The 20,692-nt window shown below is 70.1% G+C and carries 19 protein-coding genes; 4 read left to right on the top strand and 15 right to left on the bottom strand.

From position 1 onward, the window contains the following. Positions 1–395: 395 nt before the first annotated feature. From IEZ03_RS18570 to IEZ03_RS18535, 8 genes are all read right to left on the bottom strand, one after another. Positions 396–1,136 carry a hypothetical protein gene (locus tag IEZ03_RS18570; RefSeq protein WP_184881846.1) on the bottom strand — a complete coding sequence of 247 codons (741 nt, stop codon included), beginning with the start codon at positions 1,134–1,136 and terminating at the stop codon, positions 396–398. Positions 1,137–1,692: 556 nt separating this feature from the next. Further along, positions 1,693–1,950, bottom strand: a complete 258-nt coding sequence (locus IEZ03_RS18565; RefSeq protein WP_138636069.1) for a hypothetical protein — start codon at positions 1,948–1,950, stop codon at positions 1,693–1,695. After that, complete coding sequence (locus tag IEZ03_RS18560; RefSeq protein WP_184881844.1) at positions 1,947–2,246, bottom strand: DUF6247 family protein; 300 nt, start codon at positions 2,244–2,246, stop codon at positions 1,947–1,949. Before IEZ03_RS18560 ends, IEZ03_RS18565 begins: the two co-directional genes overlap by 4 nt. A 504-nt stretch (positions 2,247–2,750) precedes the next feature. Next, positions 2,751–2,909: a hypothetical protein gene (locus IEZ03_RS18555; protein ID WP_184881841.1), complete on the bottom strand. Its 159-nt coding sequence runs from the start codon at positions 2,907–2,909 to the stop codon at positions 2,751–2,753. Positions 2,910–3,010: 101 nt separating this feature from the next. After that, entirely contained in the window at positions 3,011–4,591 is a 1,581-nt protein-coding gene (gene fadD1 / locus IEZ03_RS18550) for a fatty-acid--CoA ligase FadD1 (protein WP_184881839.1), read from the bottom strand. Next, positions 4,584–5,522, bottom strand: a complete 939-nt coding sequence (locus tag IEZ03_RS18545; RefSeq protein ID WP_184881837.1) for a serine aminopeptidase domain-containing protein — start codon at positions 5,520–5,522, stop codon at positions 4,584–4,586. The genes fadD1 and IEZ03_RS18545 overlap by 8 nt, the downstream gene beginning before the upstream one ends. Further along, a complete protein-coding gene (locus IEZ03_RS18540; protein WP_184881835.1) occupies positions 5,519–6,148 on the bottom strand; it encodes a TetR/AcrR family transcriptional regulator in 630 nt (209 codons plus the stop codon). The genes IEZ03_RS18545 and IEZ03_RS18540 overlap by 4 nt, the downstream gene beginning before the upstream one ends. Continuing rightward, the gene (locus IEZ03_RS18535) at positions 6,145–7,494 is read right to left on the bottom strand and encodes a flavin-containing monooxygenase (protein ID WP_184881833.1); all 1,350 of its coding nucleotides are present in this window, start codon (positions 7,492–7,494) and stop codon (positions 6,145–6,147) included. Before IEZ03_RS18535 ends, IEZ03_RS18540 begins: the two co-directional genes overlap by 4 nt. Positions 7,495–7,600: 106 nt before the next feature. Between IEZ03_RS18535 and IEZ03_RS18530 the strand changes: the two genes are divergently transcribed. From IEZ03_RS18530 to IEZ03_RS18520, 3 genes are all read left to right on the top strand, one after another. Then, positions 7,601–8,338 (top strand): SDR family NAD(P)-dependent oxidoreductase, encoded by a 738-nt coding sequence (locus IEZ03_RS18530; RefSeq protein ID WP_184881831.1) that lies wholly within the window; start codon positions 7,601–7,603, stop codon positions 8,336–8,338. Further along, entirely contained in the window at positions 8,335–9,162 is an 828-nt protein-coding gene (locus tag IEZ03_RS18525; RefSeq protein ID WP_184881829.1) for an SDR family NAD(P)-dependent oxidoreductase, read from the top strand. The genes IEZ03_RS18530 and IEZ03_RS18525 overlap by 4 nt, the downstream gene beginning before the upstream one ends. Positions 9,163–9,382: 220 nt before the next feature. After that, positions 9,383–9,751 carry a hypothetical protein gene (locus IEZ03_RS18520; RefSeq protein WP_184881826.1) on the top strand — a complete coding sequence of 123 codons (369 nt, stop codon included), beginning with the start codon at positions 9,383–9,385 and terminating at the stop codon, positions 9,749–9,751. 599 nt (positions 9,752–10,350) lie between these two features. On the opposite strand, the gene IEZ03_RS18515 is transcribed toward IEZ03_RS18520, so the two are convergent. After that, entirely contained in the window at positions 10,351–12,726 is a 2,376-nt protein-coding gene (locus IEZ03_RS18515; RefSeq protein WP_465251097.1) for an ATP-binding protein, read from the bottom strand. Between the two features lie 11 nt (positions 12,727–12,737). On the opposite strand from IEZ03_RS18515, the gene IEZ03_RS18510 reads away from it, so the two are divergent. Next, on the top strand, positions 12,738–13,496 hold the full coding sequence (locus tag IEZ03_RS18510; RefSeq protein ID WP_184881822.1) for an MFS transporter: 759 nt from the start codon (positions 12,738–12,740) through the stop codon (positions 13,494–13,496). A gap of 2 nt (positions 13,497–13,498) precedes the next feature. Here IEZ03_RS18510 and IEZ03_RS18505 read toward each other — a convergent pair whose 3' ends face one another. Genes IEZ03_RS18505 through IEZ03_RS18480 form a run of 6 tightly spaced genes read right to left on the bottom strand, consistent with a single transcriptional unit; the run spans position 13,499 to position 20,680 of the window. Further along, positions 13,499–14,404 (bottom strand): HpcH/HpaI aldolase/citrate lyase family protein, encoded by a 906-nt coding sequence (locus tag IEZ03_RS18505; RefSeq protein ID WP_184881821.1) that lies wholly within the window; start codon positions 14,402–14,404, stop codon positions 13,499–13,501. 39 nt (positions 14,405–14,443) lie between these two features. Next, positions 14,444–15,268 carry an enoyl-CoA hydratase-related protein gene (locus IEZ03_RS18500; RefSeq protein WP_184881819.1) on the bottom strand — a complete coding sequence of 275 codons (825 nt, stop codon included), beginning with the start codon at positions 15,266–15,268 and terminating at the stop codon, positions 14,444–14,446. Then, positions 15,265–16,248: an MBL fold metallo-hydrolase gene (locus IEZ03_RS18495; protein ID WP_132046425.1), complete on the bottom strand. Its 984-nt coding sequence runs from the start codon at positions 16,246–16,248 to the stop codon at positions 15,265–15,267. Before IEZ03_RS18495 ends, IEZ03_RS18500 begins: the two co-directional genes overlap by 4 nt. 21 nt (positions 16,249–16,269) lie before the next feature. Beyond that, on the bottom strand, positions 16,270–17,352 hold the full coding sequence (locus IEZ03_RS18490) for an acyl-CoA dehydrogenase family protein (RefSeq protein ID WP_184881817.1): 1,083 nt from the start codon (positions 17,350–17,352) through the stop codon (positions 16,270–16,272). Continuing rightward, on the bottom strand, positions 17,352–18,536 hold the full coding sequence (locus IEZ03_RS18485) for an acyl-CoA dehydrogenase family protein (protein ID WP_184881815.1): 1,185 nt from the start codon (positions 18,534–18,536) through the stop codon (positions 17,352–17,354). The genes IEZ03_RS18490 and IEZ03_RS18485 overlap by 1 nt, the downstream gene beginning before the upstream one ends. After that, positions 18,533–20,680: an acetate--CoA ligase family protein gene (locus tag IEZ03_RS18480; protein ID WP_184881812.1), complete on the bottom strand. Its 2,148-nt coding sequence runs from the start codon at positions 20,678–20,680 to the stop codon at positions 18,533–18,535. Before IEZ03_RS18480 ends, IEZ03_RS18485 begins: the two co-directional genes overlap by 4 nt. Positions 20,681–20,692: the final 12 nt, after the last annotated feature.

Genomic DNA, 20,692 nt, shown 5'->3' with positions numbered 1-20,692 from the left:
CGCGCCCGGTTCCCCCACCTCTCTCAGCCCTTGAGAGAGGGCGGCTGACGGGTGTTGTGTATCCAGGAGTACATATAGCGGTATCCTGGATTCCACTGCCGAGGCCCCGAGTTGCGCGCATCCACTCGGTAGACCACTTTCATCGCAAATAAGGAAAGCGGCCTGCGCTTGCTCAACAAGCAAATCGACATCTACTTCCTCAGCATAGGCCCCGCCGGTCTCACTCTTGTACCTCATTGTTGACACGAGTGGTCGCGGATCTGGCCAATGCCTATCCAAGGAAAGCGTAACTTCGTTGAAGAAGTCTTCGGTTTCATTTCCAGTTGCCCCGCAAGCCCAAACGATGTTGATGCGAGGGCGAGTCGCCTCCTGAACGTTCGTTTCGTCCAGCGGTCTCATCTATTTTCCACGACCGCACTGATCCAGGATCGCTGCACAATTACGTTCTTGCCAGCAAAGCATGAACTTTTTGAGCTTACTGAGATAGAAACAAATGGGCTCTTAAGATCGTCTTTATTGATTACACCGTCTAGATTAGCAATCTGTCTTTTGCATGTGCTGGTCAATGTCGCACTGCCCGCCTTAGTCATTACAATCAAACCATTTACTTCCTGCTTAGGAGCATAGAAGGTTGACGCAATGAAAGCCATGACGGCGAACAAAATTGCAGCAAAAGAGGCAGCATTCGCTCCACGAAGCCGCGCAAGTACGACCGCACGAGCCTCCTGTACTTCCATCATTCCAGCAACCGCTAGATCGCCAACATCTATTTGTTCGTCCACAAAGGATTGCTCATCGGAACTTGCTTCATCATCATCATCCTGCTTTGCACCCGAAGAGACTGCGGCAAGATACAAGAAGGTCGCAAGTATCCACAGCAGGACGGCTATTATTGCCAATATTTTGGTCGGTACAGCTTGAGCTTTCAGACCTGCAGTGAAGAATATTCCAATGCCAACTGTTGACAGTGCACTAGTAATCGTGTAGGCGATTTGCGCCCTAGATCGCGAGGATTCGTCTGCTCGGATAGCGCGGAGCCAGTATTCCCGCGCAATCTCTGCCGCGTCTTCGTCCGAGAATCGAGGGAGGTCAAGAACCTCCTGCTTCGAAAAATAGCCACGGATACCCGCGAACACGCCACATCACCAACGTCCTGAGTCAATCACACATCGTAGCCCTGGTGGCTGGAACAGCTCAACATGGCAGCGAACTAATGGACGCCACAAGGTCAGTGCACTGTCGCTGTGTCGCTTCACAAGCCGTTGCCGAATCTAGCTTTTTGGGATCAAGGGGCGGCGGCGCTTAGGCCGCTGCGCGGCCCCGCGCCAGGCCGCCCGGAGCGTGCGGCGTGGGCGCCGGTCACCGGACGGCCGCGCCGGGCCGCGCATCGCGACACGTCCGCCGGCCCCGCTCCGACCGGCCGCCACGGGGTACGCGCCACCGCCCAGAGCTGGCACCAGTCGACACCGAAGAACCATCGCCGGTACAGGGACGTTGCCACTTGGTGTGGAATGGCACAGGGTTCCCCCGACCCGATGTCTTGAGGATGGCGGCGGCCGGAACCTGTCAAGGGCGCCCTTCGGGCGTCACTACGTGATGGCTACGCCACCCTTGACAGAACCCGTCCGCCGCTAGGTACGGGTCTCGACGGGTCGGGGGAAGGAAGGTGGGGGAAGAACAGCGGCTACGCCGCTACCCCATCCACAGGATGTCGATGATGCGCAGCGTCTCAGCATCGTCGTCGACCAGCAGCGTGAGCATGCCCTCGCCGTTCGCACCGAAGAAGGCGTGTCTGATGGCTGTCTGGCCTGGCCGTTCAGGCACCGCGTCCCACGGCGTTTCCAAGAGGTCGAGGAGGCGCTCAAGTAGTAGGCCGTGACGGACTTCGTTGGGGAGTCCGTTCAGCTCGTACAGCGCGCGTCCGTGGAAGCCGTCCCAGCGGTACGTCACACCCGGCCTTCCCAGCCCGGAGGGGTGTAGCGGACGAAGCTGTCCTCCCTGCCCTGTAGGGCGTCCTGCACCGCATCTTCGTAGCCGGGACGGCCGTAGGCGATGGCCCGCAAGCGCCACTGCCGAAGGAGGCTTTGAACCTGCTTGAAGCGCGCCAGGTCGTGAGCCGCGTCGAGTGCCTCGTCATACTCGGCCCGGAACTGGTCACGATGCGTCGGCGGGAGCGCATCGAAGATCGCGGCCGGATCCTCGCCGGGATCGCGCGGCGCGGTCGGTTCCTCGGGCTGGGCGGTCATGACGTCCAATCTACCTGTGGCCCCCGTCAGGCGTGGAGACTCTCCAGAGGGCAGACAACAGCCTCACGAGCAAGATCCGGAGCATGTGCGGAATGATCTTGCTTGCCCGGCGTCGCCGCTGGAGAGTACGCGCAGGTGAGCCAGGGTGCGGAGCCGCCGGAGATCCTCGGACTTCTAATCCGACGGTCGCGGGTTCGAATCCTGCCGGGCGCGCCCTACCTGACCTGCGGTCTTACCACTGCCAGGATCCGAAGTTCCGTCCCGGTTCGTCCCCGTGGCTGCTCAATGTCTGCTCGGCTGTCGCTGAGCCGTTCCCAAGCTTGTTGATCATCGGTGTCGAGCGTCCTTGGCCAGTGCGTCGGCGCGTGTGAGAGAAGTCGTGGCTGTGCGGGCCTTTGGGACTTTGGCCGACCGCCTGTCCTGCGACAGGTGCCGGGGTCCGCATCCAGCCTTCGGCTCGGATGCGACCCCGAAACCAGGAGTCCGTTGGTCAGCTTCTGCCGGTCATCGGTTCGACGTTTCCACCAGGTGGACGACGCGGCCCGCTGCTGTCGTTTCGTCCGGCTCGGGACCGGTGCGGGCGTTGAGGATGACGGCGGCGTCTTCCGCGGATTGGCGGGCCAGGGCGGGTAGGACGCTGAACTCCTCGGAGTAGACCTTCATCCCCACACGGGACCCCTCGCAGACCTCGAAGATCCAGGGCGCTCAAGGTGTCCACATCTCGGGGGAAGGCCCCACCGGCCGTGCCCCCTTTCACACATTCTCTAGGGCTCAGGGCGGTAGACGTGGCCACGCTCGCTCCGCGCGAACAGCGTGTCTGTGGTCTCGGTGCCCTGAGCCCGGAGCTCGCGCTTGAGAACCTTGTTCGTCGCCGTACTCGGCAGTTCGGTGGCGATCCGGACGAATTTCGGCCATGCCTTCGGCGACAGGTCCGGCTGGGCACTCAGGAACTCCTGGAGATCGACGGGCGTGAGGGTCGCGCCGTCGCGCAGCACCAGCGCGCACATGAGCTGGTCGCCCGGGGCGTCGGCGTCCGGTATGCCGTACACCGCGGCCTGGCTGACCGCGCCGTGGCGCAGCAGCACCCGTTCGATCGGCGCCGCCGCGAGGTTCTCGCCGTCGACGCGCAGCCAGTCGTCGGTGCGACCGGCCAGGTACACGAAGCCTGCTTCGTCCCGATAGGCGAGATCGCCGGACCAGTACATGCCCCCGTCGAGCCGATCGGAGGTCGCCTGTTCGTCGTTGTAGTAGCCGGCGAAGAACCCGGCCCCGGTGGTGTTGACCAGCTCGCCGACCGCCTCGTCCAGGTTGGTCACCCGGCCCAGGTCGTCGAAGACGGCGCGCGGGCACTCGGTGCGGGTGTCTCGGTCGTAGACGGCGACGCCGTCGAACGGCTGTCCGATGGAGCCGGACGGCGTGTCGTCGGTGCGGGTGATGATGACCGCGGTCTCGGTGGAGCCGAAGCCGTCCCACACGGTGCAGTCGAAGCGACGGGCGAACTCCTCGATGTCGCGGTCGCTCGCCTCGTTGCCGAACGCGACACGTAGTGGGTTGTCCCGGTCGTCGGGCTGTTCCGGCGTCGCGAGCAGGTAGGCGAGCGGCTTGCCGACGTAGTTGAGGTAGGTCGCACCGTAGTGGCGCAGGTCGCTGAGGAACCGGCTTGCGCTGAACTGGGCCGGCGCCAGAGCGGCGCCGGCGTGGGCGTGCACGGCGTATCCGGCGAGGATGGCGTTGCTGTGGAACATGGGCATCGAGGAATAGACGATGTCCTCGGTCGTCAGGTCGAACTTGTCGGCGAGCGTCGCCCCCGACATCACCGCCATGAAGTTGGCGACCCGCACGGCCTTCGGCTCCCCGCTGGTGCCGGAGGTGAAGATCAGCATGAAGGTGTCCATCGCGTCGACCGTCGGGAACCCGGCGGTTCCACGCGGTGCGTCGGCCACCCGCTTCAGCCAGTCGGCGTCGTCGGTGTCGACTACCGTCGCGCCACCGAGGTCGAGCCCGCCGAGCAGGGCCAGGTGCCGATGATCGGTCAGCAGGATCTGGCAGTCGGCCCGGCGTACGTCGGCCGCGAGACTCTCGCCGCGCCGGGTGGTGTTGATGCCGGCGGTCACGTGCCCGCCGAGCGCACCCGCCGCGATCGCCATCGCCATCTCGGGACTGTTCTGCATCAGCACGCCGACGTGGACCGGCCGGCCTGGGTCGGCCATCGCGTGCAGCACGTGCGCACGGGCGGCGCTCTCGCCGAGGTAGTCGCGCCAGCTCCGCACCTGGTCGCCGTACTTCAGGCCGGGCGTGTCCCGCTCGGCGTGCTGGAGGAGGAGGGCCTGGACGGTGTCAGACACGGGACGGCTCCGATGCGGTCGCCGTGGGCGGGGTGGCGGCGGAGGGAACAGTCAGGTGGCGGCTCAGGAACGCCACGACGTGGCGGGTGGCGGCCTCGTGGAACGGCTTGCCGGCGAAGAGGTCGAAGTGGTCGCCGGGGTAGTGCCGCACCTCGGCGCGACCGGCGAAGGCCGCCTTAGCCGCGGCGTGCGGCGGCGCGCTCCTGTCGAAGTCGCAGATCTGCACCAGCCACGGGACCCGCAGCGACTTCGCGTCCTTGGCGGGCGTCCGGCCGCCGAGCTCCATCACGACGTCGGCGGCGATCTCGTTGCGCCAGGTCGGGCCCGCGAGCGCGAAATAGTCCTCGTAGGCGCCGGGCAGGGTCAGCGCGCCGAGCTCCCCGGGACGAGCCACGACCGGGATCATCGTCGGCGCGCGGCCGGCCTTGCGTCGTACGGCCGAAGCGATGCCGCGGCCGGTCGAGGCGAGCAGCCGGGCCGGGCGGTGGTGCTTCGCGGCGAGCCGCGCGGCGGCGAGCCCGTCCACGAGCGGCACCGCGGAGACGACCGCCGCGACGTCGTCACGCGCGGCGGCGACGGAGACGACGTGGCCGCCCGCGAGCGAGATGCCCCAGGGCACGACCCGTCCGGCGTCGACGCCCGGAAGGCGCTTCGCCGCCTCGACGGCGGCGTGCCAGTCGGCGACCTGGTCGGCGACGGACACGCACTGGCGCGGTCCACCGTCGCCGGCGTCGCTCGCGCCGAAGCCGCGGTAGTCGAAGGTGACGGCGTGGAAGCCCGCCGCCGCGAACGCCTCGGCGAACGGCTGGAGGCCGGAGTCCTGGGTGCCGGCGAGGCCGTGGCCGAGCACCGCGACGGGCGCACCGTCCGCGCCGGCGTGATGCGTGGCGGCGCAGCGCACACCGGCCGAGGTGAAGTCGAAGGTGGTCATGCGATGCCTCCGTAGATGCTGGTCATCCAGACGTGCGTGAGCGCGTCGACGTGCTGGTCGCGCGGCGGCTCACCGCCGAGGACATGGCGCTCAAGGGCGTGGTCGTTCAGATCGAGGAGTACGGCGGCCAGGCCCGCCGCGTCCGGGCCGGCGGTCGCGTGCCCGGCAGCCCGCTCCCGCTCGATCATCTCCGCGACCATGCCCGCGAACTCGGCGCGGCCCGCGTCCCAGCCCTCCCGGACCTGCGGGTTCGCGGCCCTCGCTTCGAGCAGGGCGCGGTAGGTGTGCGGCGAGGCGTCGACGGAGTCGAAGAGCGAGTCGAGGACCTGCCGGATCCGCTCGCCGGGATCACCCTCCGCCTTGACCAGCAGGTCGGTCGCGTCCGACGCGGCGTCGTACAGGCCGGTCATCAGGGCGAGCACCGCGGTGGCCTTGCTCTCGAAGTAGAAGTAGAACGCCGAGCGGGTGACGCCGGCCCGCCGCGAGATCTCCGCGACGTTGACCTGGTCGAGGGTCTTCTCGCGCAGCAGGTCGTCGAGGGCCTGGAGCAGGGCCGAGCGGCGCTGGTCGCCGCGGTTGACACTGCGGCGGTCGACCAGCCGCGCCCAGGTGCGCTCCTCGCTCACCCGCGCACCTGCGCGGGCCGCCGCGCCTGCCGCCGCCCAGCTCGCTCCATGCCCGCGGGGATCTCGCGGGTGCGCAGGTCGTGCTCGTAGAGGAAGTAGTCGAGCTGCTGGGTGTGCCGCGGCCGCTGCACCATGTGGGCGGTGTACTTCTGCTGGTCCTCGTCGATCACCCGCTCCATCTCCGCGACCGGCGGCGGCGCGTAGCGGCCGACGAGCCAGGCCGCGACCAGCCGGGTCTGGCACTCGACGAACGGGAACAGTGTCGGCGTCGCCTGGGCGAACCCGATGAAGGCGAGGTCGTCCATGCCCGGCTTGAAAATCCGCTTGTAGAGGCGGATGTGGTTCTCGGGCGCGCTGATGAAGTCGGGGTCGAAGAACGGGAAGGTGATGTTGTAGCCGGTGGCGTGGATGACGACGTCGAAGTCCTCGGCGGTGCCGTCGGCGAAGTGCACGGTAGGACCGTCCCAGCGCTCGATGTCGCCCTTGGCCCGCAGGTCGCCGGAGCCGAGCCGCAGCGGAAGCTCGACCGACTGCGTCGGGTGCGCCTCGAAGAACTTGTGGTTGGGCTCGGGCAGGCCGTAGTCGGTCGGGCGGCCGGCGGTCAGCGGCTGCAGCACCTGCACGAACTTGCGCTGCCACGCGAACGGGATGTGCGGGGAGGTCCGGTAGTACTTGTCGGCCGGCGTTCCGGCGAAGTACTTCGGCACGATCCACGCACTGGACCGCGTCGAGATGACGACCTCGTTGTCGAGTGTCTTGCTGGAAAGCTCGACCGCGATATCGGCGGCGCTGTTGCCCAGCCCGATGATCAGGATCCGCTTACCTGTCAGGTCGTACGGCGTCCGCGGGTCGATGTAGGCGTGCGAGTGCATCGTCAGGCCGGTGAACTCTCCCGGCTTGTCGGCGAAGCGCGGGTCCCAGTGGTGGCCGTTGGCCACCAGGAGCACGTCGAAGCGACGTACGCCGGTGCGCTCGGTCTCCAGCAGCCAGCCGCCGTCGGGGTGCCGCTCGGCGTGCACGACGCCGTTCTCGAACTCGATCCGGCGCCGGATGTCGAACGCGTCGGCGTAGCTGTCGAGGTAGTCCTTGATCTGGGTGTGGTGCGGGAAGTCGGGATAGTCCTCGGGCATCGGGAAGTCTTTGAAGGACAACTGGTGCTTCGAGGTGTCGATGTGCAGCGAGCGGTAGGCGCTGCTGTGCCCGTTGGGGTTGCCGAAGGCCCAGTTGCCGCCGACGCGGTCCGAGGACTCGAACGTGGCGTAATCCAGCCCGTAGTCCTCCAGCATCTTGCTCATCGTCAGCCCACTGATGCCGGCACCGATCACGGCGACCGTCGGACCACTCATCGGCTACTCCTCGGCATCTGCTTGACATCCTGGCGTGACGCACGTCACGTTAGGACTGCAATTGACACGTGTCAACAGATACCGACGAGCGTCAGGATGGTGGCGGATGGGTGAGCAGCGCACGGTCGTGGTGGTCGGGGGCGGGTCCGGCCTCGGAGCGGCGACGGCCGCGCTGCTGCGGTCGCAGGGCGACATCGTGGTCGTCGCCGACCTCCCCGGCACGGCCGCCGACGTCGAGACCGACGTGACCGACGAGGGAGGAGTGGAGGCGCTCTTCGAGGGCGTCGTCGCCGAGCACGGGCGCTTCCACGGCGTGGTCAACTGTGCCGGCACGAGCACGCTCTCGCGAGTCGTCGACCACGACGCCGCGGAGTGGCGCAGGATCGTCGACGTCTGCCTCACCGGCGCGTTCCTCGTGCTCAAGCACGCCGGACTCCGGGTCGCCGACGGAGGCGCACTGGTGTCGCTGACCTCACTCAACGCCCGCCAGCCCGGCACCGGCCTGGCCGCCTACTGCGCCGCGAAGGCCGGCCTCGTGGCGCTCACGGAGGTCGCTGCGCTCGAGTTCGCGCCGCGCCGTGTGCGCGTCAACGCGGTGGCGCCCGGACTGGTCGTCACGCCGCTGACGGCGCCGGCGATGGACATACCCCGGGTGAAGGACGAGTACGTCGCCAACACGCCGCTCGGCCGACCGGGAAGCCCGGAGGAGATCGCCGCATCCGTGCGCTACCTGCTGTCGGACGACGCGGCGTGGATAACCGGCGAGACCCTTGACATCAACGGCGGTGCCCACCTGATGCGCTACCCGGATCTCGCCGGACTCGTGGAGAAGGCGTTCGCATGAGCCTCGCGAGCAGATCCGCGATCGTCACAGGCGGCGGCTCGGGCATCGGAGCCTCGCTCACCGCGGCACTCGTCGGTGCAGGCGCCGACGTGGTGTGCACGGACCTCGACCTGGGCGCCGCAGAGAAGACCGTCGCCGGCCTCGCCGGACCGGGATCGGCACGTGCGGCGGCCGTCGACGTGACGCAAGCGGCCCAGGTGCAGCAGGTCGTCGACGAGGTCGTGGAGGCGCACGGACGGATCGACCTGATGTTCAACAACGCGGGCATCACCTATTTCGGCGACACGGAGGACCTGACGCTGGACCAGTGGAACTCGATCATCGACGTCAACATCCGTGGCGTCGTGCATGGTGTGCACGCGGCGTATCCGCAGATGGTCCGCCAGCGCGGCGGGCACATCGTCAACACGGCCTCGATGGGCGGTCTCATGGCCGCGGGCCTGATGACGTCGTACGTCGCCACCAAGCATGCCGTCGTCGGGCTGTCCCTGGCGCTGCGGACCGAGGCCGCCGCCCACGGCGTCGGCGTCACCGTTGTCTGCCCTGCGGCCGTAGACACCCCGATCCTCGACAAAGGCGAGATCGGCCCCTACCGCGGTCGCGACTTCTACCTCGACGGGCAGGGGATCAAGCGCCCGCTCGATGCGGGCGTGCTCGCCCGGCGGGTCCTGGCGGCCGTCGAAGCGAACGAGGCAATGGTCGTGGAGCCGCGCCGGGCGCGGCTCGCGTGGCGCGTCGGCCGGCTCTCGCCGACGTTCGTCAACAGGACGACCACTCGGTTCATCGACAGACAGCGCGCCCAGGCGCGGAAGGGATCGGCATGACGGCGACGCTGCCCGGGCGGACACGCTGAGGCGCACAGCGAGCACGGGCCACCGGGGGGCTATGTTTGCTCGTTGTTTGCTCGTATGTCGCGGAACGCATTACCAGTAGACGGCATAAGGAGCCGCCCGAGCATTGCCGCCCGACTGACGGCAGTCACGGGGACGCGCCACCGCCGGCCCCTGCACAAGATCGGGCCTCTCCTGCTGCAAGCTAGCGAACATGACGACCATGCCAAGCCACCCACACGCGTCTGAACTCGTCGATTGCCACATAGTGGAGGTCGGAGAGCGCCAGGCATGGCCGTTCCTGACCTTCGCCCATCCAGGACACGACCCCGAGACCCGCCTCTACATCGATGCGGAGATCACGGTCGCCCCCTCCCCCCGGCTACCCAATGATCTCGACTCGCACCTGAACGTGCTGGTCACGCTCTCTGGACTGAACGGTGCCACGGTCGCATCAGCCACAATCGACCAGAACAACGCCCTGATCCTCACCTTTGACGACCAGCCCCGTACCCGGCTGACCGTGTCGGGACAGCCAACCGAGGCCACAACCGGAGAGCCCTGGTGGCTCAGACGCACCTGACCGCCCCTGCAGCCTGAGCTGGAAAGGTGCGGGGCTCCCCCGACCCGATGTCTTGAGAAGAAGGCGTGTCTGTTGACAGCTGTCTGGCCTGGCCGTTCAGGTACCGCGTCCCACGGCGTTTCCAAGAGGCCGGGGAGGCGCTCAAGTAGTAGGCCGTGACGGACTTCGTTGGGGAGTCCGGTCAGCTCGTACAGCGCGCGTCCACGGTGCGCCCGCGGGAGCGCATCGAAGATCGCGGCCGGATCCTCGCCGGGATCGCGCGGCGCGGTCGGCCCCTCGGACTGAGCGGGCATGATGTCCAATCCACCTATGGCCCCCGTCAGCCGTGGAGACTCCCACGCGGCATGCAACAGCCGCACGGGCAAGATCCGGAGCATGCACGGAATGATCTTGTTTGGCCGATGACCTCGCCGAAGAGCCCGCGCAAGTGAGTCACGATGCGTGGCTGCTGCAGAGCTTCGGACTTCTAAGCGACGGTCGCGGGTTCGAATTCTGCCGGGCGCGCCACCCCCACCGGCCGATCGCGTTCTTGGCCGCAAGGACGTTACAGGCAGTCGTGTGCCTCGGGTGGGCCGGCTCGCATCGGTGGGGTGATCGGGTCAGGTGGTGTGGCCTTCGGTGAAGGCCCTGGTGAAGGCTTCGGCGCCTAGGACGGAGTGTGCCGTGGTCGTGATGCGGTCGACGTCTCCCCGTTCCTCGGGCGGCAGGGGTGCGCCTGTGGACTCGCGCAGGGCGGCGGCTTCGCCGAGGAGTCGTGCCGCTTCCGCGGGGGTGCCCGTCAGGGCCGCCACGCCGGCCAGGCCTTCGAGGGTGAGCGCGATCGCCCTCGGGTCGCCGATGTCCCGGGCGACGGCGAGGGCCTCGCGGTGGAGTTCCCCGGCCGCGGCGGCGTCGCCTCGTTGCTCGGCGGTGAAGCCCAGTTCGGCCAGGCCGAGCGCGATGGCCGGTGCGTACCGCACCTCGCGTGCCCTGGCGAGGGCGTCGCGCATGTGGGCCTCGGCGGCGTCGAGGCGGCACGCGCGGCGGGCGGTGAGGGCCAGGCCGGTGAGGGCGAAGGCCTCGCCGGGGCGGTAGCCGTGCTCGGCCGCAAGGAGCCTGCCCCGCTCGTGGCGCCGGTCCGACTCGGCGTGGTCGCCCGCCAGCAGGGCGATCCGGCCGAGTCCGGACTGGAGCAGCGAGACCTGGAGCCACAGCCCGAGTTCCTCGGCCAGCCGGAGCCCGTCGCGGCACAGAACGGCCGACCTGCGACGGTCGCCCCTGATCTCCGCGAGCCGGGCGAGCAGGTCAATGGCCCGGACCTGCCCCCACCGGTCTCCCAACTCTCTGAAGATGGCCAGGCTCTCCTCCCCGGACCGTTCGAGCGTGCCGAGGTCACCGCGGACGAGGGCGTGGTTGGCCTCGGTGGCCAGGGCTGCGGCGGTGCCCCAGCGGTCACCGAGCCGCCGGAACACCGGCAGCGCCCGTCCGACCAGGTCCCGGCTGAGGCCCAGGTCGCCGGCGCCGAGCAGCACGTCGCTGAGAAACCACTCCGCTCTGGCGCGTTCGCCCGGGTCGGCGATGGTCTCCGAGGGCGTTCGGACGTCCGCTGAACCCTCGCCCAGCAGATCCAGGCCGGTCTGCCAGGCCTCGGCCCGTGCCCGGGTCGCGGTAGGGGCCCCGGTCCGGATGCCCAGCGCCATCGCGAACGCGCGCCGTCCCTCGCCGATCCTGCCGCGCAGGTACCAGTACCAGGCCAGCGCGTTGACCAGACGCAGCGCGGGGCCGGCGTCGCGCCGCCGCACGGCCTCCTCGAGCGCGCCGCGCAGGTTGGCGTGCTCGGCGTCCAGGCGCCGCAGCCAGCGCCGCTGTTCGGGGCCGTGGAGCCCCGGCTCCGCGCGTTCGGCCAGTTCGGTGTGGAAGGCCAGGTGCCGCACGCGGACCCGCTCGGTCTCACCGGCCTCTTCCAGGCGGTCCAGGGCGTAGGCCGCGACCGATTCCAGCAGCCGGTAGCGGGTCCGCCCTGGGCTGTCGGCCCGGACGACCATCGAGCGGTCGACGAGGCGGGCCAGCAAGTCGAGGACGTCCTGGGGCGTGACGTCGCCGTCCGCGCAGACTTCCTCCGCCGCCTCCAGCGTGCAGCCCTCGTAGAACACCGCGAGCCGACGCAGCACGAGGCGTTCGGGCCCGGACAGCAGCTCCCAGCTCCAGTCGATCATCGCGCGGAGGGTGCGCTGCCGCGCCGGTGTGCCGCGGTGGCCCCAGGAGAGCAGCCGGAACCGGTCGTCGAGCCGCTCAGCCAGGTCGTGGACGTCCAGGGCGCGCAGGCGGGTGGCCGCCAGCTCCAAGGCAAGCGGGACACCGTCCAGCCGGCGGCAGATCGCGGCGACCGCGCGGGCGTTGGCGGCGTCGATCGCGAACCCCGGGACGGCGGCCGCCGCGCGCGCCTCGAACAGCCGGACGGCGCTGAACCTCCGGAGGGTCGCGGGCCCGTCGCCCGGTGAGTGCGGCGTCTGCAGCGGCGGGACGGGCCAGACCGACTCCCCGGCGAGCCGCAGGGGCTCCTGGCTGGTGGCGAGGATCCGCGCCTCCGGGGCCGCTCGCAGCAGCCGCTCGCCGAACGCGGCGACTTCGTCGATCACGTGCTCGCAGTTGTCCAGGACGAGCAGCGCACGGCGCGTCCGCAGCGCTTCGGCGAGCCGTGCGGCCGGATCGGCGGGCAGCCCGGAACGCGGCAGGCCGGGGGCGGTGTCGTCGCGGATGCCGAGCGCGGCGATCACGGTCTCCACGAGCCCATCGCCCCCCGGCGCCCTCGTCGTCCGGTCGAGGCCGGCCAGTTCGACGAGCCACACGCCGTCCGGATGGTCCGCAGCGGCGCGCGCGGCGGTCTCCAGGGCCAGCCGCGTCTTGCCGACACCGCCGGGACCGGTGAGAGTGACCAGGCGGGCCGCCTTCAGCAGCGCCTGGACCTGGGCCACCGCCTCGTCGCGTCCGACCAGCTCGCTGATCTGTGCGGGGAGGTTCGTCTGCGGCGCTGGCCGCGTTCGTCCTCATCGAGGCCCGCACCCGGCACCCGCTGATGCCGCTGCGGCTGTTCGCCAACCCCAACCTCCGCGCCGGCCTGCTGGTGATCCTCACCTTCGGCATCACCATGCAGAACCTGGTCTACTTCCTCACCTTGTACTTCCAGGACGTGCTCGGCTATTCGGCGCTGCGGGGCGGGCTGGTCTTCCTGACCCTCTCGGTGGTGATCGGCATCGCCAACTTCGTCGCCGAACGACTCATCATCCGCGTCGGAGCCCGGACCACCCTGGCCATCGCCCTGCTGCTCGGCTCCGGCGGCGGCGCGCTGATGGCCGCCGGCATGCGCACCGACGGCTCGTACTGGACGATCCTCGCCGGCCTGGTCGTCTACGGCATGGGCATGGGGACGATCTACCCGACCATGTTCGGGACTTCCGGCAACGGCGTGGCCGACGCGGACCAGGGCGCCGCCGGGGGCATGGCCAACGCCGCCCTCCAGATCGGCACCAGCGTGGGCCTGGCCATCCTGGTGAGCGTCTCCACCTCCGGCCTCGCCGGCCTGACCGGCGAGGCCCTGCGCGCCGCGACCTCCGGCGGCCTGCGCAACGCGGTCTACGTCGCGGCCGCACTCACCCTCGCGGGCGTCCTCGCCGTCCTGACCGTTCCCCGCCGCACCGCCCCGGCTCCCGCCCCCGTCACCCCCACTCCCAGCCCGCGAACGGATCACGCCGCCTCTCAACGGTGACGTCAAGGGAGAGAAGCGGGGCGGCCGGAGGCCTCTCTGCTCCAGGTGTGGCGGGCCAGGAGGCGGTGGGCTGCGGTTGCGACTGCTGGGTCGATCATTTCTCCGTTCAGCGACACTGCGCCCGCGCCGTTGTGTTCGGCGTGCTTCATTGCTGCCTGGATCATCAGGGCTTGCTCCACCTCGTCGGGTGTGGGGGTGAAGGCCTGGTTGACGTCTGCCAGTTGGCGGGGGTGGATCGCCCATTTGCCGTCGAAGCCCAGGGCCCGGGCGCGCTGGTTGGCGGCGCTCTGGCCTGCGTCGTCGGTGTACGCCAGGTAGGGGCCGTCGATGGCCTGCAGGCCGTGGCGTCTGGCGGCCAGGAGGACGGCGTGCTGGGCAGGGAGCCACAGGTCCAGGTCCCGGTAGGACATGCCGAGCGCGGCTCCCAGGTCCGCGTAGCCGAGGATCAAGGTTCGCAGACGCGGCGAGGCCGCCGCGATCTCGTCGATGCGGTGCAGGCCTTCGGGGGTCTCGATCAGCGCCTGGATGCCGATGTGCCGGTCGGAGCCGGCGGCCGCCTCGATCCCGGTCAGCAGGCGGTCCAGGAACGCGATGTCGCCCGGGTCGGACACCTTGGGCAGGACGAACGAAGTGGGCGCCGCGTTCTGCGTCAGGCTCAGGATCTCCTGGTGGCACCACGGGGTCCCTACCGGGTTCACTCGAATCGCTACGGTTCGCCCGTCGCGTGTCAGGTCCGGCAGTCGGGCGGCCAGGGCGGTCCGGGCCTGCGGCTTCGCGTCCGCGACGACCGAGTCCTCCAGGTCGAAGACGATCTCGTCGGCGGGGAGCCCCACCGCCTTGTCGACCTTTCCCTGATCGGACGCGGGAACGGACAGACATGAGCGACGTACCGCAACATCCGGCGACAACGGTCACCTCCGGTTCGGGCTGGTCGAGCCAGCAAGGGGTCAGGGGACGAGCCCGGGGGGATCCGGGTGGAAGGCGGCATCTCGTTCGCGTAGCGCGGGTGCGAGGCCGATCTCCCCTACGCGCTCGCGGAAGGCGAGGGCGGGCGGGGCGGTGTGCGCCACCGCGTCCTCGGTTTCGGCGATGCGGGCCAGCGTCGCGCGGCCCATCAGGTCGATGCCGCGGTTCAGCACGTGCTTGTTGCCGATCAGCATCTCGCGCCCGACCTTCGCCATCCGGTTCGCGAGCGTCAGGACCGCGTCATCGAGCGCCTCGGGCGCGTGGCTCTCCATGGCCAGGCCCAGTTGGTGTGCCTCGGCGCCGGTGATCGAGTCGCCGGTGAGCAGCATCCGCTTGGCCATTTGCGGGCCTAGGCGGTACAGCCACATGTTCGTCGGTGGCACGCCCAGGTTGCGCACCGGCGGGAAGCCGATGCGGGCGTCGCGCGCACACACCAGGAAGTCGCAGTGCAGGGCCAGGTCGGCGCCCCCGGCTATGGCGAAGCCGTGCACCTGCGCGATCACCGGCAGCGGCGTGTTGAACACCTCGTCCAGGGCGCGGTTCGACCGGCGCAGCCGCTCACGGTCGGACCAGATCGTCCGCGGGCCGTTGTAGCCGGCGCTCAGGTCGAACCCCGCGGAGAATCCCTTGCCCTCTCCGCGCAGGACGATGACCGAGATGTCGGGATCGTCGGTAGCCTGCTCAAGCGCGCCGACCAGCTCCTGCAGAAGCTCCACGGAAAGGGCGTTGCGGCGGTCCGGGCGGTTGAGGGTCAGCCGGCGGACTGGACCGAGCGTCTCCCGGAGGACGAGTTCCGACGCGCTCATGCGCCGAACCGGAACGTCGTGCCGACCGCGGGCTGCACGTAGCGGTCCGCCAGTTGGGTCGACAGGGCCGTGTGCGCGGACAGGCCGGAGCAGTGCATCGGCACGGCCATCGCCACGTCGAGTTCGGCGAAGGCGTCCACCGTTTTCTGGACGTTCTCCGCCGGCGTGGTCGGGAAACCGAGATGGAATCCGCCCAGGACGGCGCGGATCGGCTTCTCCCCGCCGGCGATCTCGCGCGCCCGGGTGATCGTGTTCACGACGCCGGCGTGCGCGCACCCGGTCAGGACGACCAGGCCCTCTCCCTTGACGTCGATGACCAGCCCCTGCTCGTCCCATACCTGGTCGGGGACCCGGCGTCCCTCGCCGTCCACCTGCCACAGGCCGGCGGCGTGGGTCTCCATGGTCTGCGGCGGCCCCTCGAAGTCGTTGACGCGCGGGATCTCGCCGGTGGTGAAGACCCCCCAGCCGAGGACCATCGGGTCGCGGGTCAGCACCTGGCGCCCGCCCGAACGGGCCAGGTCGTCCTCGCGGAACGCCTGGTTGTACTGGGGGGCCGCGCGTCCGTCGCCCATCACCGCGTAGCGGGGGAGAAACGCGTCCGGGTGGGTGATGACCGGCAGCGGCGCCTCGATCGCGTCGAGCAGGCCGTACACGCCGCCGAAGTGGTCCGGATGGCCGTGGCTGACGACGAGGTGGTCGAATTCGGTGGGGTCGATCCTCAATGACCGCAGGTTGTGCGCGAGGACGGTACCGGTGAGCCCGGCGTCGAACAGGACCCGGGTGGCGCGTCTGCCGCTGTAGGCGGTGACCAGCAGGCTCAGCCCGTTCTCCGCCGCCGGCGGGACCAGCCTCGGGTCGAAGTGCTCCACCAGCCCGAACCGCGAAACGCAGTGCCCGCCGGGCGTGTCGAGTTCGGGCAGGAGCATGTCCACCCAGTTCTCGACGAGCACCGTGATCTCAAGGCGATCTGCTTGCCACATCGTCTGTTCCTCTCTATTCCGTCAGGTTCGGTCGGCCGGCACGCCGGACCATTGGCCGAGCACCATCGGGAGATCGTCGGCCATGGCATCGAGGTGCTCCGCCGGCGTACCGGCGAGCCGCTCGTTGTACCTGCTCCTCCGGGCATGCAGGTGCGCCGCGACCTCGCGGGTGAAGCCCGTTCCGCCGTGCACCTGGATGCCCGCCGCCGCCGTCCGGACGTGCGCCTGGTCGGTGACGGCCTTCGCGACGTGGGCGCTGAACGCGGCGTCGGCCGCGCCCGAGTCGAGCGCGGCGGCGGCGTGCCACGTGGCCGAGCGGGCATTGTCGACGGCCACGTGGGCGTCGACGAGCAGGTGCTTCACCGCCTGGAAGCCGCCGATCGCCTGACCGAACTGGCGGCGTTCCTTCGCGTACCGCACGGCGTCGTCGAGGCAGCGCTCGGCGCTGCCGAGGGAGTCGAAGCACAGCAGCACGGCGGCTTCGAGCAGGACGCGCCGCCAGCTCTCCGGCTCGAGTCCGTACACCCGCGCCGGAATGCCGTCGAGATCGACGGCCGTCCAGTCACGGCCGGTGTCGATCGCGCCGGCCTTTTCCGGCGAGAAGCCGAGCGAGTTCGTGTCCACGCAGGCGACCGCCGGGCCGGTGACCGGCAGGACGAGAACGTCGGCCTGCCGTCCCTCGGCTATCGCCCCGGCCCGGCCGTGCAGGACCCCGTCCGGCTCGACGGTGACCGCGGCCGGGTCGAGTCGCCAGGACGCGGCCAGCCGGTGTCCGGCGGCGTCGGCCTCGGCGAGCGGGCCGGCGGCTCCGTCCGCGGCGAGGAGCAGCCGCTGGCCCAGCGCATGCCCCAGCAGCGTCCCGGGGAGCAGCCCGCGGCCGGCCTCCTGCACCATCAGCCCGAGGTCGAGCAGCCCGGTGCCGGAGTCGGGCGTGCCGATCTGCGGCACGCCGATGTCGGAGAGGGCCTTCCATACGTCCGCGTCGTCGCCTTCGGCGCCCGCCTCGGCGAGCTCGATCACGCGTGCGGCACCGTGCCGCGCCTCGATCGCGCCGCGCACCGTCCGGCGCAGCTCTTCCTGGAGGTCGGTCAGCACCACGCTCATCAGCGCGCACCGCCCTTCGGTAGGCCGAGCACCCGTTCGCCGATGATGTTGCGCTGCACCTGGGATGTTCCGGCGGCGATGGTGTTCTTGAAGCCGTTCACCCACTCCAGTGGCCACGACGTCGTCCCCTGGTTGCCGGGGCGGACCTCACCGAGCACGTCCGGGGGCGGCAGGACGCTCAAGGCGAGGTCGACGATGCGCTGCCCCAGTTCGGTGCTGAACAGCTTCCCCGCCGAGGCGTCCACGCCGACTTCGCCCTTCGCCGTCACCGTCGACACCATCCGCTGATAACTCAGCCCCCCGGCGTGCGCCTGCGCCAGCAGTTCGAGCACCCGCGCCCGGACGGCGTTGTCGGCGCGGGCCTCCTCGGGCAGCGCCGTCCACAGCTGCGCGGCGAGGCGCCGCATCTCGAAGGCGCGGGTGGTCGCGAACCGCTCCCAGGACAGGGTGGTCATGGCGACCTTCCAGCCTTCGTCCACCTTGCCGATCAACGCGTCGGCGGCGATCGGCACCTCGTCCAGGAAGACCTCGCAGAACTCGGCCGACCCGTTGATCTGGCGAAGCGGGCGGACGGTGAGTCCGGGACTGTCCATCGGCACCGCGAAGGCGGAGATGCCCCGGTGCGGGACGTCCCCGACCGGCGTGGTGCGCGCGAGCAGGATCATCATGTCGGCGTGCTGCGCGCGGCTCGTCCAGACCTTCTGCCCGCTGACCCGCCAGCCGTCCCCGTCGGCGACGGCGCGGGTCCGCAGGCCGGCGAGGTCGGAGCCCGCCTCCGGCTCGGAGAAGCCCTGGCACCAGAGGTCCGCGCCGGTGAGGATGCGCCGCAGGTACCTGTCCTTCTGCTCCCGCGTCCCGAAGGTGATCAGCATCGGCCCGACCATCTGCGTGCCGACGATGCCGATGTCGAACGGCGCCTTCACCCGGTCGCGCTCCTCGACGAAGACCGCCTGTTCGAGCAGTGTCGCGCCGCGGCCGCCGTACTCGGCCGGCCAGGAGATGCCGGCCCAGCCTCCGTCGTAGAGGGTGCGCTGCCATCCGCGCAGGAAGCGCACCTCGGCGTCCTCGTCCGCGTGCGGGGCGAAGCGCTCGGTACCCCAGCCCGCCGGCAGGTTGTCCGCGAACCACTGCCGCAGCTCGCCGCGGAACGCCCGCGCGTGGTCGCCGTCGAAGGGACTGCTCACTGAAGGAACCTCCCTGTTGAAGAGTCGTCGGGATCCCCGCCGACGACGGCGAGGCCGTCGCAGATCAGGGCACCGGCCTCGGACACGATGACCGGATTGCATTCGAGTTCGACGAGGCGGTCGGTGGCGGCGATGATGTCGCCGAGCCTTACGAGCAGGTCCGCCACGGCTTCGGCGGCCGCGGGGCCGAGCCCCCGGTGGTGGTTGAGCAGCCGGCCCGCGAACAGCTGCTCCAGTGCGTCGAGCGCGTCCCCGCGCGTCAGGGGGGCCGCGCGCACCGCCATCTCACCGATGATCTCGGTGAGCACGCCGCCGAGGCCGACCACCACCACGGGGCCCGCCACCCGGTCGCGCCGCACACCGCAGACCAGCTCGATGCCGGCGGGCGCGCGCTGTTCGACGAGCACACCGTCCACGGCGGAACCGTGTTCGCGGCCGAGCGCGAACAGCCGCTCGGCCTGGCGCCGCACCTCGTCCGCTCCGCTGACGCCGACGACGACGCCCCCGATGTCGCTCTTGTGCTCCAGGCCGGGGGCGATGAGCTTGAGCACCACCTCGCCCTGGATCTCCGCCGCGATGGCGACGGCCCGGTCCGCGTCGGCGGCCAGGGCGCCGGCCGGGACCGGCAGGCCGGCCGCCTCAAGGAGTCTGCGCACGTCGTGCTCGTTCAACGTGACGGTCGACCGGCCCCCGGTCAGCTCACCGGGCAGCGGGTCGAGGAACGGCGAGGGGGCGTTCACCGGGCCGGTCGCCGCGGCGACGCGCCGTGCGGGCGCGAGCCCGACGAGGGCCTGGACGGCGCGGTCCGGGTCGTCGAAGGTCGCGACGCCGGCCCGCCAGAGCTCCTCCTTGAAGCGCTTGCTGCCGCCGCCCCAGGTCACCACCACCGGGACGGCCGGATGCCGTGCGGCGATCTCGGTGAGCGAGCGGACGAGCCGCGGCGCGATCGGGTCCAGGGTGCCGAGGAAGACCATCACCGCGTCGACCTCGCCGGAGGCCGCGAGGATCCCGGCCACCGCGCAGAACTCCTCGGGCCGGCTCTGGATGAAGGCGGTCGTGTCCACCGGGTTCGTCGCCGAGCCGAACCAGGGGATCACCTCGAACACCTTCTTCTGCAGCTCCGGCGACAGCTCCGGGAGGTCCAGGCCCGCCGAGGTCATCAGGTCGGCGAAGAGCGACCCGGCCCCGCCGGACGCCGTCACCACCCCGACGCGCCGCCCCCGCATCGGCCGCGCGACGTGCCGCGCCTTGGCGATGTCGAGCAGGTCGTCCAGCGTCGCCGCCTCGACGATGCCGCCGGCCGCGGCGAGGTCCGCGAGGACCTTCTCGTCACCGGCGACCGCGCCGATGTGGCTGCCCGCGGCGGCCGCGCCCAGCTGCGACCGGCCCGCCCTGCAGAACGCGATGACCTTCTGCGACTCGGCGGCCATCCGGGCGGCCGCCGCGAGCTCGTCCCAGCCGGACAGCGACTCCACGAAGCCGAGGACGGCGTCCACCCCGGACTCGGGACGCATCATCCACTCGACGACCTCACCCAGCGAGGTGGCGGACTCGTTGCCGAGCGCGACGAGGTAGTCCACGCCGACGCCGTGCGCCAGGCAGATCGTGTAGATGATCGCCGCCATGCCGCCGCTCTGGCCCACGACGGCGACCCGGCCACCCGCGTTCGCCTCCTGCACCGCGTTGGTGAAGGTGGCGAACAGCGAGTTCGGGCGGCTGATCATGCCCATCGAGTTCGGGCCGATCAGGGCCATGCCGTGGCGCCGTGCCGTCTCGGCGAGCAGGCCCTGGAGCCGCCTGCCCTCCTCGCCGGCCTCGGCGAAGCCCGCGGAGAGCACGATCGCCGCCTTCACGCCGAGTTCGCCGGCCTCGGTGAGGATGTCGAGCACCGACTCCGCCGGGGTCGCGATCACCACGAGGTCGGGCGGTTCGCCGATCGCGGTCAGCGACGCGGAGAGCCGGCGGCCCTCGATCTCCGGCTCGGCGGGGTTGACGCCGAACACCTCGCCGTCGAAGTGCCGGACGAGGTTGGCGAACGTCCGCGCGCCCGGGCTCGTCGGCGAAGTGGAAACTCCGACGACCGCCACGCTCGCGGGGCGGAACAGCGGGTCGAGAGCGTGCGCGGACTCGACAGTAGTGGTCATCTGATCTCCAAG

The sequence above is a fragment of the Actinomadura livida genome, assembly GCF_014648675.1.
GTDB classification, from domain to species: domain Bacteria; phylum Actinomycetota; class Actinomycetes; order Streptosporangiales; family Streptosporangiaceae; genus Spirillospora; species Spirillospora livida.
The sequence above is the reverse complement of the archived record's forward strand: the minus strand, read 5'-3'. Positions and strand labels throughout refer to the sequence as shown.